At 68.9% G+C, this 11,922-nt stretch carries 12 protein-coding genes; 4 read left to right on the forward strand and 8 right to left on the reverse strand.

Features of this window, described 5'->3' with window-relative positions:
- Positions 1 to 216: 216 nt before the first annotated feature.
- The gene (locus EGK76_RS04980; RefSeq protein ID WP_096298630.1) at positions 217 to 918 is read right to left on the reverse strand and encodes a pirin family protein; all 702 of its coding nucleotides are present in this window, start codon (positions 916 to 918) and stop codon (positions 217 to 219) included.
- Positions 919 to 1,016: 98 nt separating this feature from the next.
- Here EGK76_RS04980 and EGK76_RS04985 point away from each other — a divergent pair, with 98 nt between their 5' ends.
- The 3 genes from EGK76_RS04985 to EGK76_RS04995 all read left to right on the forward strand — a co-directional run bounded on the left by EGK76_RS04985 (position 1,017) and on the right by EGK76_RS04995 (position 5,399).
- Positions 1,017 to 1,931 (forward strand): LysR family transcriptional regulator, encoded by a 915-nt coding sequence (locus EGK76_RS04985; protein ID WP_096298628.1) that lies wholly within the window; start codon positions 1,017 to 1,019, stop codon positions 1,929 to 1,931.
- 170 nt (positions 1,932 to 2,101) lie between these two features.
- Entirely contained in the window at positions 2,102 to 3,106 is a 1,005-nt protein-coding gene (locus EGK76_RS04990) for a D-hexose-6-phosphate mutarotase (RefSeq protein ID WP_123831834.1), read from the forward strand.
- Positions 3,107 to 3,266: 160 nt separating this feature from the next.
- The gene (locus EGK76_RS04995) at positions 3,267 to 5,399 is read left to right on the forward strand and encodes a M13-type metalloendopeptidase (protein ID WP_233580158.1); all 2,133 of its coding nucleotides are present in this window, start codon (positions 3,267 to 3,269) and stop codon (positions 5,397 to 5,399) included.
- A 348-nt stretch (positions 5,400 to 5,747) separates the two neighbouring features.
- On the opposite strand, the gene EGK76_RS15745 is transcribed toward EGK76_RS04995, so the two are convergent.
- The 3 genes from EGK76_RS15745 to EGK76_RS05010 all read right to left on the reverse strand — a co-directional run bounded on the left by EGK76_RS15745 (position 5,748) and on the right by EGK76_RS05010 (position 8,557).
- Positions 5,748 to 5,870 (reverse strand): hypothetical protein, encoded by a 123-nt coding sequence (locus EGK76_RS15745; RefSeq protein WP_305029685.1) that lies wholly within the window; start codon positions 5,868 to 5,870, stop codon positions 5,748 to 5,750.
- 195 nt (positions 5,871 to 6,065) lie between these two features.
- The gene (locus tag EGK76_RS05005; protein WP_123831835.1) at positions 6,066 to 7,886 is read right to left on the reverse strand and encodes a DUF885 domain-containing protein; all 1,821 of its coding nucleotides are present in this window, start codon (positions 7,884 to 7,886) and stop codon (positions 6,066 to 6,068) included.
- 71 nt (positions 7,887 to 7,957) lie between these two features.
- On the reverse strand, positions 7,958 to 8,557 hold the full coding sequence (locus EGK76_RS05010; RefSeq protein WP_123831836.1) for a nitroreductase family protein: 600 nt from the start codon (positions 8,555 to 8,557) through the stop codon (positions 7,958 to 7,960).
- A gap of 263 nt (positions 8,558 to 8,820) precedes the next feature.
- Between EGK76_RS05010 and EGK76_RS05015 the strand changes: the two genes are divergently transcribed.
- Positions 8,821 to 9,357, forward strand: coding sequence for a DUF2058 domain-containing protein (locus EGK76_RS05015; RefSeq protein ID WP_123831837.1), 537 nt, complete (start codon positions 8,821 to 8,823; stop codon positions 9,355 to 9,357).
- Positions 9,358 to 9,426: 69 nt separating this feature from the next.
- Here the strand turns inward: EGK76_RS05015 and EGK76_RS05020 are convergent, their stop codons facing one another.
- From EGK76_RS05020 to EGK76_RS05035, 4 genes are all read right to left on the reverse strand, one after another.
- Complete coding sequence (locus EGK76_RS05020; RefSeq protein WP_179948169.1) at positions 9,427 to 9,792, reverse strand: glycine zipper 2TM domain-containing protein; 366 nt, start codon at positions 9,790 to 9,792, stop codon at positions 9,427 to 9,429.
- Between the two features lie 124 nt (positions 9,793 to 9,916).
- The gene (locus EGK76_RS05025; protein WP_123831838.1) at positions 9,917 to 10,717 is read right to left on the reverse strand and encodes an SDR family oxidoreductase; all 801 of its coding nucleotides are present in this window, start codon (positions 10,715 to 10,717) and stop codon (positions 9,917 to 9,919) included.
- Between the two features lie 74 nt (positions 10,718 to 10,791).
- Positions 10,792 to 11,070 carry a hypothetical protein gene (locus EGK76_RS05030; protein WP_233580159.1) on the reverse strand — a complete coding sequence of 93 codons (279 nt, stop codon included), beginning with the start codon at positions 11,068 to 11,070 and terminating at the stop codon, positions 10,792 to 10,794.
- 13 nt (positions 11,071 to 11,083) lie between these two features.
- On the reverse strand, positions 11,084 to 11,389 hold the full coding sequence (locus tag EGK76_RS05035) for a YkgJ family cysteine cluster protein (protein ID WP_096298614.1): 306 nt from the start codon (positions 11,387 to 11,389) through the stop codon (positions 11,084 to 11,086).
- Between the last annotated feature and the right edge of the window lie 533 nt (positions 11,390 to 11,922).

Genomic DNA, 11,922 nt, shown 5'->3' on the forward strand with positions numbered 1-11,922 from the left:
CGGCTGGGTGATGGCCCATCCTCGCGTGGACCAGGGGCCACGCTGCCGCGTGTTGACAACGCTGTCAAAAACCACGCGTCGCCAATTCGGTGTTTGGCGTACGTCGTCACGGAATCCCGTCAGTACGCGTGAAATCGCATGCAGTCACGCGCCATCGATGCTGCGTCCGCAGCATCGGTGGGCGGTGGTTTGTCGCAGCGGTCCTGCGCGGAGATCTCAAGGCGCGGTGTCGACCAGCACCAGCTCGGCGTCTTCCAGCGCGGTCACCCGGATCACCGCTTCATCCCGGATCGCGGCGCCGTCGCGGGCATCGATGCGCGTGCCGTTGATCTCGACTGCGCCCGACGACGGCACCAGGTAACCCAGGCGACCTGTCCCGAAGCGGTACTCGGCGGTGTCGCCCGCCTTGAGTGTCGCCCCGAGCACGCGCGCCGCGGCGCGGATCGGCAGCGCATCGTCGTCCTGTTCGAAGCCGCTGGCCAGCGCGACGAAATCACCACTGCGCGCGTCCTTGGGAAACGGCTTGGTGCCCCAGGTCGGCGCGCCACCGCGCGCATCGGGAATGATCCAGATCTGGAAGATGCGCGTCTGCTCGCCTTCCATGTTGTATTCGGCGTGCTGGATGCCAGTGCCCGCACTCATCACCTGGACATCGCCGGCGCCGGTCCGGCCGGCGTTGCCGAGGTTGTCCTTGTGGCTGATCGCCCCCTCGCGCACATAGGTGATGATCTCCATGTCGGAATGCGGGTGCGGCGGAAAGCCGGTGCGTGGCGCGATCAGATCGTCGTTCCAGACCCGCAGCGCACCCCAGCCCATGCGCTCTGCATCGTGATAGCTGGCGAACGAAAAATGATGGTGGGCGTCGAGCCAGCCGTGGTTGGCGGCGCCGAGGCTGTCGAAAGGACGGCGTTCGATCATGTCGTACTCCAGTGCGTTGGGAATGACGCCACGTTACGCCTTGCACGGCATGCCAGGAATGGAAAGAATGGAACTCCATCAATTCCATTTGTGATGACATGCAGCTACCGGACCTGGAAGCCTGGGCGATCTTCGCCCGGGTCGCCGAACTCGGTTCCTTCGCCGCCGCGGCCGAGGCGCTGGGCATCACCCAGCCGACGGTGTCGAAGGCCATCGCCAGGCTGGAGCGCCGCATGGGCACGCCGCTGCTGCATCGCACGTCCCGCCGCATGTCGCTGACTGCAGCGGGCGAGGCCGCAGTCGAACGTGCGACCCGGCTGCTGGCGGAGGGCGAGGCGGTGGAAGCCGCGATCACCGCGCAGGCGGTGAGTCCACGCGGGCATGTACGCATGGCCGCGCCGATGTCCTTCGGCGTGGCGCATCTGGCGCCGCTGCTGCCGACCTTCATGAGCAGATTCCCCGATGTGACCCTGGAACTGGCGCTCAGCGACGAGACCGTCGACCTCGTCGGCGGCGGTTTCGATCTCGCGGTGCGTATCGGCAATCTCGATGATTCCAGCCTCATTGCCCGGCGGCTGTGCGGCGTGCGCATCCTGCTGGTCGGCGCACCTGCGTATTTCGAGCGCATGGGCAGGCCGAAGCATCCGCGCGAGCTGGCCACGCACCGCGGCCTGACCTATGCCTACGCGAAACCGGGCGCGGCCTGGCGTTTCCATCATCCGCGGCAGGGCGACTACTCGGTCGGGGTGCCCTCGGTACTGCGCGCAAACAATGCCGAAGCGTTGACCCCGGCGCTGCTCGCGGGCATGGGGTTGGCGTTGCAACCCGAGTTCCTGGTCTGGCGGGAACTGCGTCGCGGCGCACTGGAAGTCGCGCTTCCGGGCTGGCAGCCGCCGGAGATCGCCGTGCATGTCGTCATGCCGCCGGGGCGCGGGCGCCCGGCGCGGGTCCAGGCACTGATCGACCATCTCGCCCGCCGCCTGGCGCAGGCGCCCTGGGCGGCCGAAGCCTGAGCGATGCTCGCGTGGCGTGCGCCCCGATGTGCGGGGCGGATCGTAGACTGGCCGACCTTTTCGCGAACACGATGTCCATGCGCGCAACGCTGCTGTCCGTGTGCCTGCCCGCCCTGTTGGCCTGCGCGCCAGGCGCGCGATCCGTTCTTCCCACTGAATCCGGAGCCCCCATGCACGTCGCCCCCGCCGCGCCGTCCGTCGAAACGCGTTTTGCCGTGCCCCGTGATTTCGCTGCGCAGGTCGCCAACGCGGCCCGGGCCGGGGCGGTCGACGCGGACGAGCTGGCGGATTTCGATGTGCCGGGCGTGCGGGCCGGACTGTTCGCAGGCTACCCGGCCGTGCTGATCGAGACGCCGCATGCACAGGCCGCGATCGCGCTGCACGGTGGGCATCTGCTGTCCTACGTGCCGAGCGGACAGCAGGACGTGTTGTGGATGTCGCCCCGCCAGGCGCAGTTGCCTGCGGCGATCCGTGGCGGGGTGCCGGTCATCTGGCCGTATTTCGGTCGCCAGGGGCAGGCCGGCGACGTGCCGTCGCACGGGTTCGCCCGCACGGTGCAGTGGCGCGTGACGTCTGTCGTTCGCGACGAGGACGGAACGGTGTCGCTGACCCTGGCGCCGCCGCAGCACGCCGATCTCGGCCTGGCACTGCGCATGCACGTCAGGATCGGCCCTGCGCTGGAGCAGACGCTCGAGACAACCAATACCGGCGAGACCGCCATTGCGTTCACCCAGGCGCTGCACAGCTATTTCCGCGTGTCCGATGTCGCCGCGGTGCGGGTCGAGGGTCTGGACGGGCTGGAATTCCTCGACAAGAACGACGAGTACGCGCGCCACACCCAGACCGGCGACTGGGTGCTCGACGATGCCCGCGACCCGGGCCGCAGCGATTACATCTACGCCGAGGCAGGGGGTCGCTACCGGCTGGACGACCCGGGCCTGGGCCGACGCATCGAACTCACCACGACGGGCAGTCGCTCGGTGGTCGTCTGGAATCCCGGCGAGGCTGCCGCCGAACGCAGCCAGGACATGGACCAGGGCGCATGGCGCGGCTTCCTCTGCATCGAGGCGGCCAATGCCGGCCCGGATGTCGTGCAGCTCGCGCCGGGTGAAAGTCACGCGCTGACCCAGCGCGTGCGGGTGCTCGCCCGGGACGGAGGCCTTGCCGCACGGTAAGCATGCCCGGTCCGTTCGATCCCCGCGGCTCCGCGCCTGCGCGCGAGTGCCATTGGTTGGGTCGGCAACCGGGACAGCAGGCGCGCGCGTCCCGGTATGCTGGGGGACCGGTTACGCGCGCAACCGTGAGCCGGCCCGAATTGCCATCTGGAGATACCTTTTGAAGAAGACCCTGCTGTCCGCGGCCACGGCGCTCGCACTGACGATGGCGGCCTCGACCGCTGCCGCCCAAGACCACGACCACGCCTGCCTGGACACGCTGTGCCAGCTGCAAACCCTGTTCCAGGCCGAATCAGGCGCAGCGGGCGGAAGCGCGGAAGCCACTGTCGAGGCCAAGCGCATGGGCACCTGGGGCATCGACACGGCCGGCATGGAATCCGGTGTGCGACCGGGCGAGGATTTCTTCCGTTACGTGAGCGGCACCTGGGCGCAGAACACCCAGATCCCGTCGGACAAGTCGAGCTATGGCGCCTTCCTGGTGCTGCGTGACCTGTCGGAGGCGCGCGTGCGCCAGCTGGTGGAAGGCTATCCCGCCGGGAATCCGGCGACCGATGGCGACCAGGCCAAGGTCGCGGCCCTGTACGCGGGATTCATGGATGAGGCCGCCGTCGAGGCACTGGGCGCCAAGCCGCTCGCGCCGAAGCTCGCCGCCATCCGCGCCGCGAACGACAAGTCCAAGCTCGCCACGCTGATGGGCGCGCAGCAGGGCGACTTCGGCCGCAGCTTCTTCGGCCTGGGCGTCTCCGACGACCAGCGCGATCCGGACCGCTACACGCTGTACATGAGCCAGTCGGGGCTGGGACTGGGCGACCGCGAAATGTACCTGCGCGAGAATTTCGCGCCGCAGCGCGAGCGCTACCAGGCCTATATCGCGCAGATGCTGGAGCTCGCCGGCTGGGACAACCCGCAGCAGAACGCGGAAGCCATCCTGGCGATGGAAACCCGCATTGCCGACGCGCACTGGACCCGCGCCGAAAGCCGTGACCGCAACAAGACCTACAACCCGGTCGAGCTGTCGGCATTCGCGACCACCGCGCCGGGCTTCGACTGGGAGGCGTATTTCCACGCCGCTGGCGTGACCCAGGCGCCGCGCGCGGTCGTGCGCCAGGACACCGCGATCCCGAAGATCGCCGCGATCTTCGCCGACACCGATGTCGCCACGCTGCAGGCCTGGCAGGCCTTCAGCACCACCGACGCCGCAGCGCCGCTGCTGTCGAAGGCCTTCGCCGATGCGCACTTCGAGTTCCGCAACAAGTTCCTGTCGGGCCAGCCCGAGCAGCAGGAGCGCTGGAAGCGGGGCGTGTCGTTCGCGGAGAACACGATGGGCGAGGCGATCGGCCGCGACTACGTGCAGCTCTACTTCCCGGCCGATGCGAAGGCCAAGATGGACGAGCTCGTCGCCAACGTGAAGGTCGCGATGGGCGCGCGTCTCGACCAGCTCGACTGGATGGGCGCCGAGACCAAGGCCGAGGCGCGCAAGAAGCTCGAAGGCTTCGGGCTGAAGATCGGTCATCCCGACACCTGGCGCGACTACAGCGGCCTGCAGATTGCCCGCGGCGACGTGTTCGGCAACGCCGCGCGTTCGATGGCCTTCGAGTGGGATTACCGCCGCAACCGCATCGGCAAGCAGGTCGACAAGGCCGAGTGGGGCATGACCCCGCAGACCGTCAACGCCTACTACAACTCGGTCAAGAACGAGATCGTGTTCCCGGCCGCGATCCTGCAGCCGCCGTTCTTCGATCCCGATGCCGATCCGGCGGTGAACTACGGCGCCATCGGCGGCGTGATCGGCCACGAGATCATCCACGGCTTCGACGACCAGGGCCGCAAGTCCGACGGTGAGGGCGTGCTGCGCGACTGGTGGACGGCCGACGACGCGGCGAAGTTCGAGGCGCAGGCGGCCAAGCTGGGCGCCCAGTACGAGGCCTACGCGTTCCCGCAGCTGCCGGGCATGCACATCAACGGCAAGGTCGCGATGGGCGAGAACATCGGCGATCTCGGCGGCATCACCATCGCGCTCGAGGCTTACCGCCGCTCGCTCGACGGCAAGCCTGCGCCGGTGCTCGACGGCTTCAGCGGCGAGCAGCGTCTGTTCATGGGCTGGGCGCAGGTCTGGCGCACGCTGTGGCGCGACGATGCGCTGCGCCAGCAGCTGGTCAACGGCACGCATTCGCCCGGACATATCCGCGCGTTCGCGCCGCTGCGCAATGTCGATGCCTGGTATGACGCGTTCAACGTCACCGCGCAGGACGCGCTGTGGATCGCCCCGGAGGACCGCGTCAGGATCTGGTGATCCGGGACGCTGTATGGAAAAGGCCGGGCATGCCCCGGCCTTTTTCTTTTCACGTCACAGCGGGTGTACGGGCCCAGGCGCCGGGCGAGGCGATCATGGTGACCGAACCGCAGGCAGCGCGCGCGATCAGCCCGCGGGGTCGTACGTGGGCGCGCCCGGTCCCACCGGCAGCCCCAGGCCGAACACCAGACGAAGAACAGCATCGTCCAGCCGATGAAGAACACCACCGTATAGGGCAGCATCATCGCGATCAGCGTGCCCACGCCGATATCGCCTTGATAACGCGCGGCAAATGCCAGGATCAGGCCGAAGTAACTCATCATCGGCGTGATCAGGTTAGTCACCGAATCACCGATGCGGTAGGCCGACCTGGATGACCTCGGGGCTGTAGCCGACCAGCATCAGCATCGGCGCGAAGTCTCCCGCGTCCGCCGCCGATGTGTACCGCGCGGCCACGTCTTGGCGCGACATCCGCCATGGATCGGCCTCGCTTCCTGTCCCGGCCTCAGGTGCCGGCATCGGGGGGGAGAACGTCTGCCGGATGCGGTCGATCTCCGTCGCCGGCAGCGCGTCCGCCGTCGGATCGGAGGCCTGCCGGGATCCCTGCCGCGATCGCGCCGAGCTGCGCGATCGCGGCACCGGCGAGGTGCCGGGACCGGCGGCCTGTCACGCGGCCGCGGCAATGAACGCGTCGACCTCCCGCTCCAGCAGTTCCAGTGGCACCACGCCGGTCAGCAGCACGCGGTTGTGGAAGGCGCGAGGATCGAAACGGTCGCCGAGCGCATCGCGGGCCTTGTCGCGCAGGCGGATGATCTCGAGCTGGCCGATCATGTAGGACGTGGCCTGGCCGGGCATGACCACGTAACGCTCCACTTCCGAGGCCGGAATGCCGTAGTCGATCGCCTGCTCGCGGGTCCAACGCATCGCATGCAGGCCGGTGTCGACCACCAGGCGGCGGGCGCGGAACAGCTCGGCGTCGAGCTGACCCAGACGACCTTCAGGATCGCCCTCGTACCAGCCTTCCTCGGCCGCCACGCGTTCGGCGTAGAGCGCCCAGCCTTCGCTGAAGGCTGAGATGCCGCCCAGTGCGCGCACCTGGCGGAACTTCGGCAGCGCGGCGTTCTCGACCGACAACGCGACCTGGAAGTGATGCCCCGGCACGGTCTCGTGATAGACGAGCGTGCGCAGGCCGAAGTTGGTCAGCCGGTCCTGCCGCAGGGGCATCTGGTAGACGCCAGGCCGCGAGCCGTCGAGCGGCGGCGCCGTGTAGCTGGCGGCAGCACTCTCCCAGCGGTACTCGGGGTAGGGCTGGGCGATCACCTGCGAACGCGGGCGGATGTCGAACAGCGCATCGCTGCGCCGTTCGGCGTCGCGCATCATCGTGTCGATGTCGGCCATGATCGCGGCGCGACCGGCCTCGTCGTTGGAGTACGCGAGATCCTGGCGCAGCTGGCGCACGCGCGCTTCGACGCTGCCGTCGGTGCGCCCCAGCCCACGCAGGATGCTGTCCATCTCCGCTTCGATGCGCGCGACTTCGCGCAGGCCGATGGCATGGATCTCCTCGGCGCCGAGCGAGGTCGAAGTGAAACGGCGCAGCTGATAGGCGTAGGCCTCGTCGCCGCCCGGCAGGCGCCACAGGCCGGCGTCGGCCGTGGTCCGCGGCAGCTGGGCTTCCAGTTCCGCGATCGCGCGCGACCAGGCCGGGTAGACGCCGGTCTCGACCAGTCGCGTGGCCTCGGCCAGGATCGCAGCCCGGGCCTTGCTGTCGATCGCCTCGACCGCCTGCAGGCGGGTATCGAGCGTCGCCACCAGCGGATTGCGCGCCGGCGCATCGCTGATGAAACGGCGCATCTGCGCGATCGTGGCCTCGACGATGAAGCGCGGCGGCAGGACGCCCCGCGCGGCCAGTGCCGATGCGCGCGCAGTGGCCTCGTCCATGCGCGTCTCGAACTGCGCGAGCCGGGCGAGATAGCTGTCGGCATCGGCCGCGCTGCGCACCGGATGCACGACGGTCATCAGGTTGGGCAGCGAGACGTTCGCGCCGCCGAACTGCTGCAGCGGGAAACTGAAATCGTCGAAACGGTCGCCTTCGATGATCTGGCGCAGCTGCCAGTCCATCAGTTCGGCCGAGACGCGATCGGTGTCGGTCATCGTGGACCGGTCCAGCGTCGCCAGCTCGGCGAGCCCGCGTCGGGCCAGGGCGAGCGTCTCGGCGCGATAGGCCTCCGTCTGCGGCGTGAGCTCGCGATCCATGCGCGCCTGTTCGGCATCGTCGAAGTAGCGGCTGGCGGTGGATGCCGACGGCTGGCGCCGCATCCACTCGTCGGTGAAGCGTGCGAAGAACTGCGCCGCCGCGCTGTCGTCGTGCGCCACCGGTGCCTGTACCGCCTGCATCGGCGCAGTACCGGACGGGGAGGCGCACGCGCCGAGCAGGCTCGCGCAGGCCAGGGCGAGCGCAAGCGGGACGGGACGGCGGACTACGCGCATGGAGCACCTCGAGCGGATAAAGAGCCTGCGATTCTACGCACGACCCCGACTGCGCCCGAAGCCCGATGCGATCAGCCGTGTACGCGGAACCGGAGCGCGTCGTCGATGAAGGTCTTCTCGCCGATCGGCCCGGCATGCGCGCCGAAGGGCATCTGCGCCCGCAGTGTCCAGCTCGACGGGATGTCCCACTGCGCGGCGGCGGCGGCATCGACGAGCGGGTTGTAGTGCTGCAGGCTCGCGCCGATTCCCGCCTCGGCCAGCGCCGTCCATACCGCGTACTGGGCGATGCCGGTGGAATGTTCGGACCACACCGGGAAGTTGTCGGCATAGAGCGGGAACTGCTCCTGCAGGGCGCGGATCGGCGCGCTGTCCTCGTAGAACAGCACTGTGCCGGCGCCGGCCGCGAAGCTGTCGATCTTCGCCTCCGTGGCGCCGAATCCATCCGCCGGTACGAGCGGACGGAGAGCGTCCTTGACCAGGTCCCAGAACTTGCGGCTCTCGGCACCGAACAGGATCACCGCACGCGAGCTCTGGGAATTGAACGACGAGGGGCTCTGGCGCACGGCCTCCTTGATCAGGGCGGTGACATCGGCCTGCGGGATCGGCAGCTCCGATGCCAGGCTGTACTGGGTGCGGCGGCGTGTCGCAGCGTCGAGGAAGGCATTGGACATGGGGACGTCTCGGTGCGGAAGGGAATGGCGCCAGGGGGGCGACAGAGCCGCATGGTGAACCACGCACGAAAATAGAACGACCTGGTAGATCAGGAAGCATCGTTGCGTTAATCGACATTATCGAATCCAAGCTCCGCCCAGGTCACCTCGGACTTCCGAGCGGTGGCAAGAGCCGAGCCCTCGCGGCGGATGTTCAGCCTGTACCCGAGGCACGCGGGTCCCAGCCGGTATCATCGACCCCGGACACCGTGGAAGAGAGATGCATGCGCAATCCGCTGCAGGAACAGCTGTTGAAGGCAGGCCTGGTCAAGAAGGGCAAGCTGGCGGAAGTGGCGCGCGAGCAGACCCGCGCCCGGCATGGGAAGCAGCCGGCCAAGCCCACCGAGTCGCAACGGGACGCCGAACGCGGCCGCCAGGAAAAGGCGGAGCGCGATCGGGAGCTTGCGCAGTCACGCAATGCCGAAGCGCGTCAGCGCGAACTGCGCGTGCAGGCGCGCCAGTTGATCGCGGACGGCCAGATTGCAGCACGTGGCGAGCGCGCGTACCGGTTCGAAGCGGACGGGGCAATCCGGACGCTGCTGGTGGACGATGCGCAGGCGCGCGAACTGGGGAGCGGGATGCTGGTCATCGCCCGTCTCGACGCGGGCCACGTGCTGTTGCCGCGGGCGCTGGCGCAACGGGTGCGCGAACGCGATCCCGGGTCCATCGTCGTCGATCATGGCGGCTCTCCGGCTGCCCCTCCCGGCACCGATGACTACGAGGATCCCAGATTCGCGGTGCCCGACGACCTCGTCTGGTAGTCCTGCGGCTTGCCGGCGCAAACGGGCCGGCGCAAGGCCGGCCCGTCGGTGTCGCTTGGAGTGCAGCGGTCAGCGCTGGACGCGCTGACAACGGGTCTCGATGACACGGTCGCCGCTGGCTTCTTGGCGGTTGCCCTGGACGTTGCGGCCGATCGCGCCACCGGCGACAGCGCCGCCCACGGTTGCGAGCTTGCGACCGTTGCCGCTGCCGATCTGGTTACCGACCAGGCCGCCGATCACGGCGCCGGCCGCGGTACCGCCCACGCGATTGGGATCCGAGGTGCTGCGCCGCACCTCCACGTCTTCGCAGACCACGCGGCTGCCGTCGTTGAAACGGCGGCCTTCATCCTCGGGTCCGTAATTCTGCGCGTGGGCCAGGGTGGTACCGGCCAGCGCCAGGGCACCGATGGCGGCAAGCATGCGGATGGATTTCATGGGGTTCTCCGGGCAAATGACCGGGCCGATGCTTGCAGGGCGCTTCTTTGCGGCAGGTGAAATGCGCGACCGGTCGCGGCTGTGGTTCAGCCAGGGGATCGAAAGCGAGGGCTCCGCGCCCACGTCATACGTACTGCATCTTCCGCGTCATTCCGCCATCGACGACGATGTTCTGCCCGGTGATGAAGCCGGCCGCGTCCGACAGCAGGAAGACCGCAAGCGCGCCGATGTCCGGCGGCTGGCCCACGCGTCCTGCCGGATGCTGCGCATGGTCCCGGCGCGAGAGCTTCGGCGCCCTGCGCGCAGTAGGTTTCCGCCAGCCTTCGGTCGCGATCCAGCCCGGGCTGATCGCATTGACGCGGACGTCCGGACCTTCGCTGACTGCCAGCGCATGGGTGAACGCCACGATGCCGCCCTTGGCGGCGGCGTAGGCCTCGGTGTGCGGCTCGGACTGCAGCACCCGGCTCGAGGCGATGTTGATGATCGCGCCGCCTGCCTTTCGAAGTTCCGGCAGGGCGTGCTTGCTGCACAGGAACGTGCCCGTCAGGTGGCCGTCGATAAAACGCCGCCAGTCGGCGAGCGGCAGCTCGGACAGCGTGGCGATCTCCGGCGAGGCGGGGCCGGCGTTGTTGACGAGGCCGTCGATGCGCCCGAATGCGATCAACGCCCTGGCCACGAAGCCGCGGACCGAGGGCTCGCGGGCGACATCCAGCGGCAGGAAGCGGGCACGCTCGCCCACGGCCCACTCGCTGAGACAGGCGCGGCCTGCGTCGCGGTCGAGGTCTCCGATCACCAGGCGCCCACCGGCGCCCAGCACCGCCTGGGCAATGCCGCGGCCGATGCCCTGCGCACCGCCGGTGACCAGCACCACGCGGTCGCGCAACGGGGCGGGATCGCAGGGTTCGATCGGAGGAAGCAGGCTCATCTCGATGCCTTCGGAAAAGACGGCATCGAGTCTGGCAATACCGGCATCGACCTGCGGTCAACGCCGGACGCGGCTCAGCTGGAGCGGCGCTTCCGCGGTGCCGCTTCCGGCGCTGGCGGCGCAGGTGGGGCGTCGACCTTGGTCAGGGTGCGCGTGGTGCCGAGCACTTCGATCCGCCCGCCGGATTTGCGGAACTGGGCGAGATCGCTGGCGATGCGCTCGCTGGTCATCGACGCGCCACGCTCGTTGGGCTTGCGGCCGCCGGCGAACAGATGGCGCGTGTTGGACTGCGAAGGCGGGGGCTGGGACGCCTGGGGCGCGGATGGGGCGGGTGGGTTCTTGGCACGGGTCATCCCGTGGTCTCCTTCAATACATGACCAGCGGAATTCCACGACCACCACGGTCGAGGTAATCGGCGCGGATCTCGCGGCAATAGGGACCGTCCATGGCAAAACGTCGGCAGACGTCGGGACGGCTCTCGTAGATCGAACAACACATGCGGCCGGCATCGATTGCCACACACCAGCCTTCGTCATCGCGGGCCATGACCGACAGCCCGGCCTCGGTGACGTCGGTGAAGCGCGCGGGGACGTCGTCACCGGACTGCAGGACCACCGTCAGGCGGCAGCAGACTGCGTCGCAGCGGTTGCAGTCGCTGGGACCGCCACTCACTGCAGCCGCCCGAGTGCGCGGCGAGAATGCGGCGCGCGGCCGGGTGGCAGCGCCGAGGTGTCGATCTCAATGCCTTCGCGCGATCCGTGCAACTCCTGTGCGACCGATAGGCGGTCCGCCGGGGGGCGGCGACAAGGATCGCAGGTCAAGACGCCCAATAGGCGTCTGCCTGCCACCTGCACCTGTTCCATCGCCAGCGCGGGCAGGCGACGGGACGGCCAGGGGCGGCTGGACAAGGACCAGCGCAGCGACGGGATCGCCAGCTGTGGCCCAGGACCATGGCCGTGGGCATCGGCGTACCCGCACTGCTGCAGATCGCCGAGCACGCGAGGCCGGTCGGCAGGGCCACCGACTTCGACGGTTACGACACGTGGGGAATAACCGGGCACGATGCTTCCTGTGAGCGGAGCCCCGGGCGGGGCGGTCACGCGGGAGAGGAAGCGAGGCGGGCGACGGCTCAGGTCGCGCGGAGCGCACGAAACGGGCGCGGGCCCGATAGGCGAGCATAGCATCCGGCGGCCCCGCGGCTCCGG

The sequence above is a fragment of the Luteimonas sp. 100069 genome, from assembly GCF_003813845.1.
Lineage (GTDB): Bacteria > Pseudomonadota > Gammaproteobacteria > Xanthomonadales > Xanthomonadaceae > Luteimonas > Luteimonas chenhongjianii.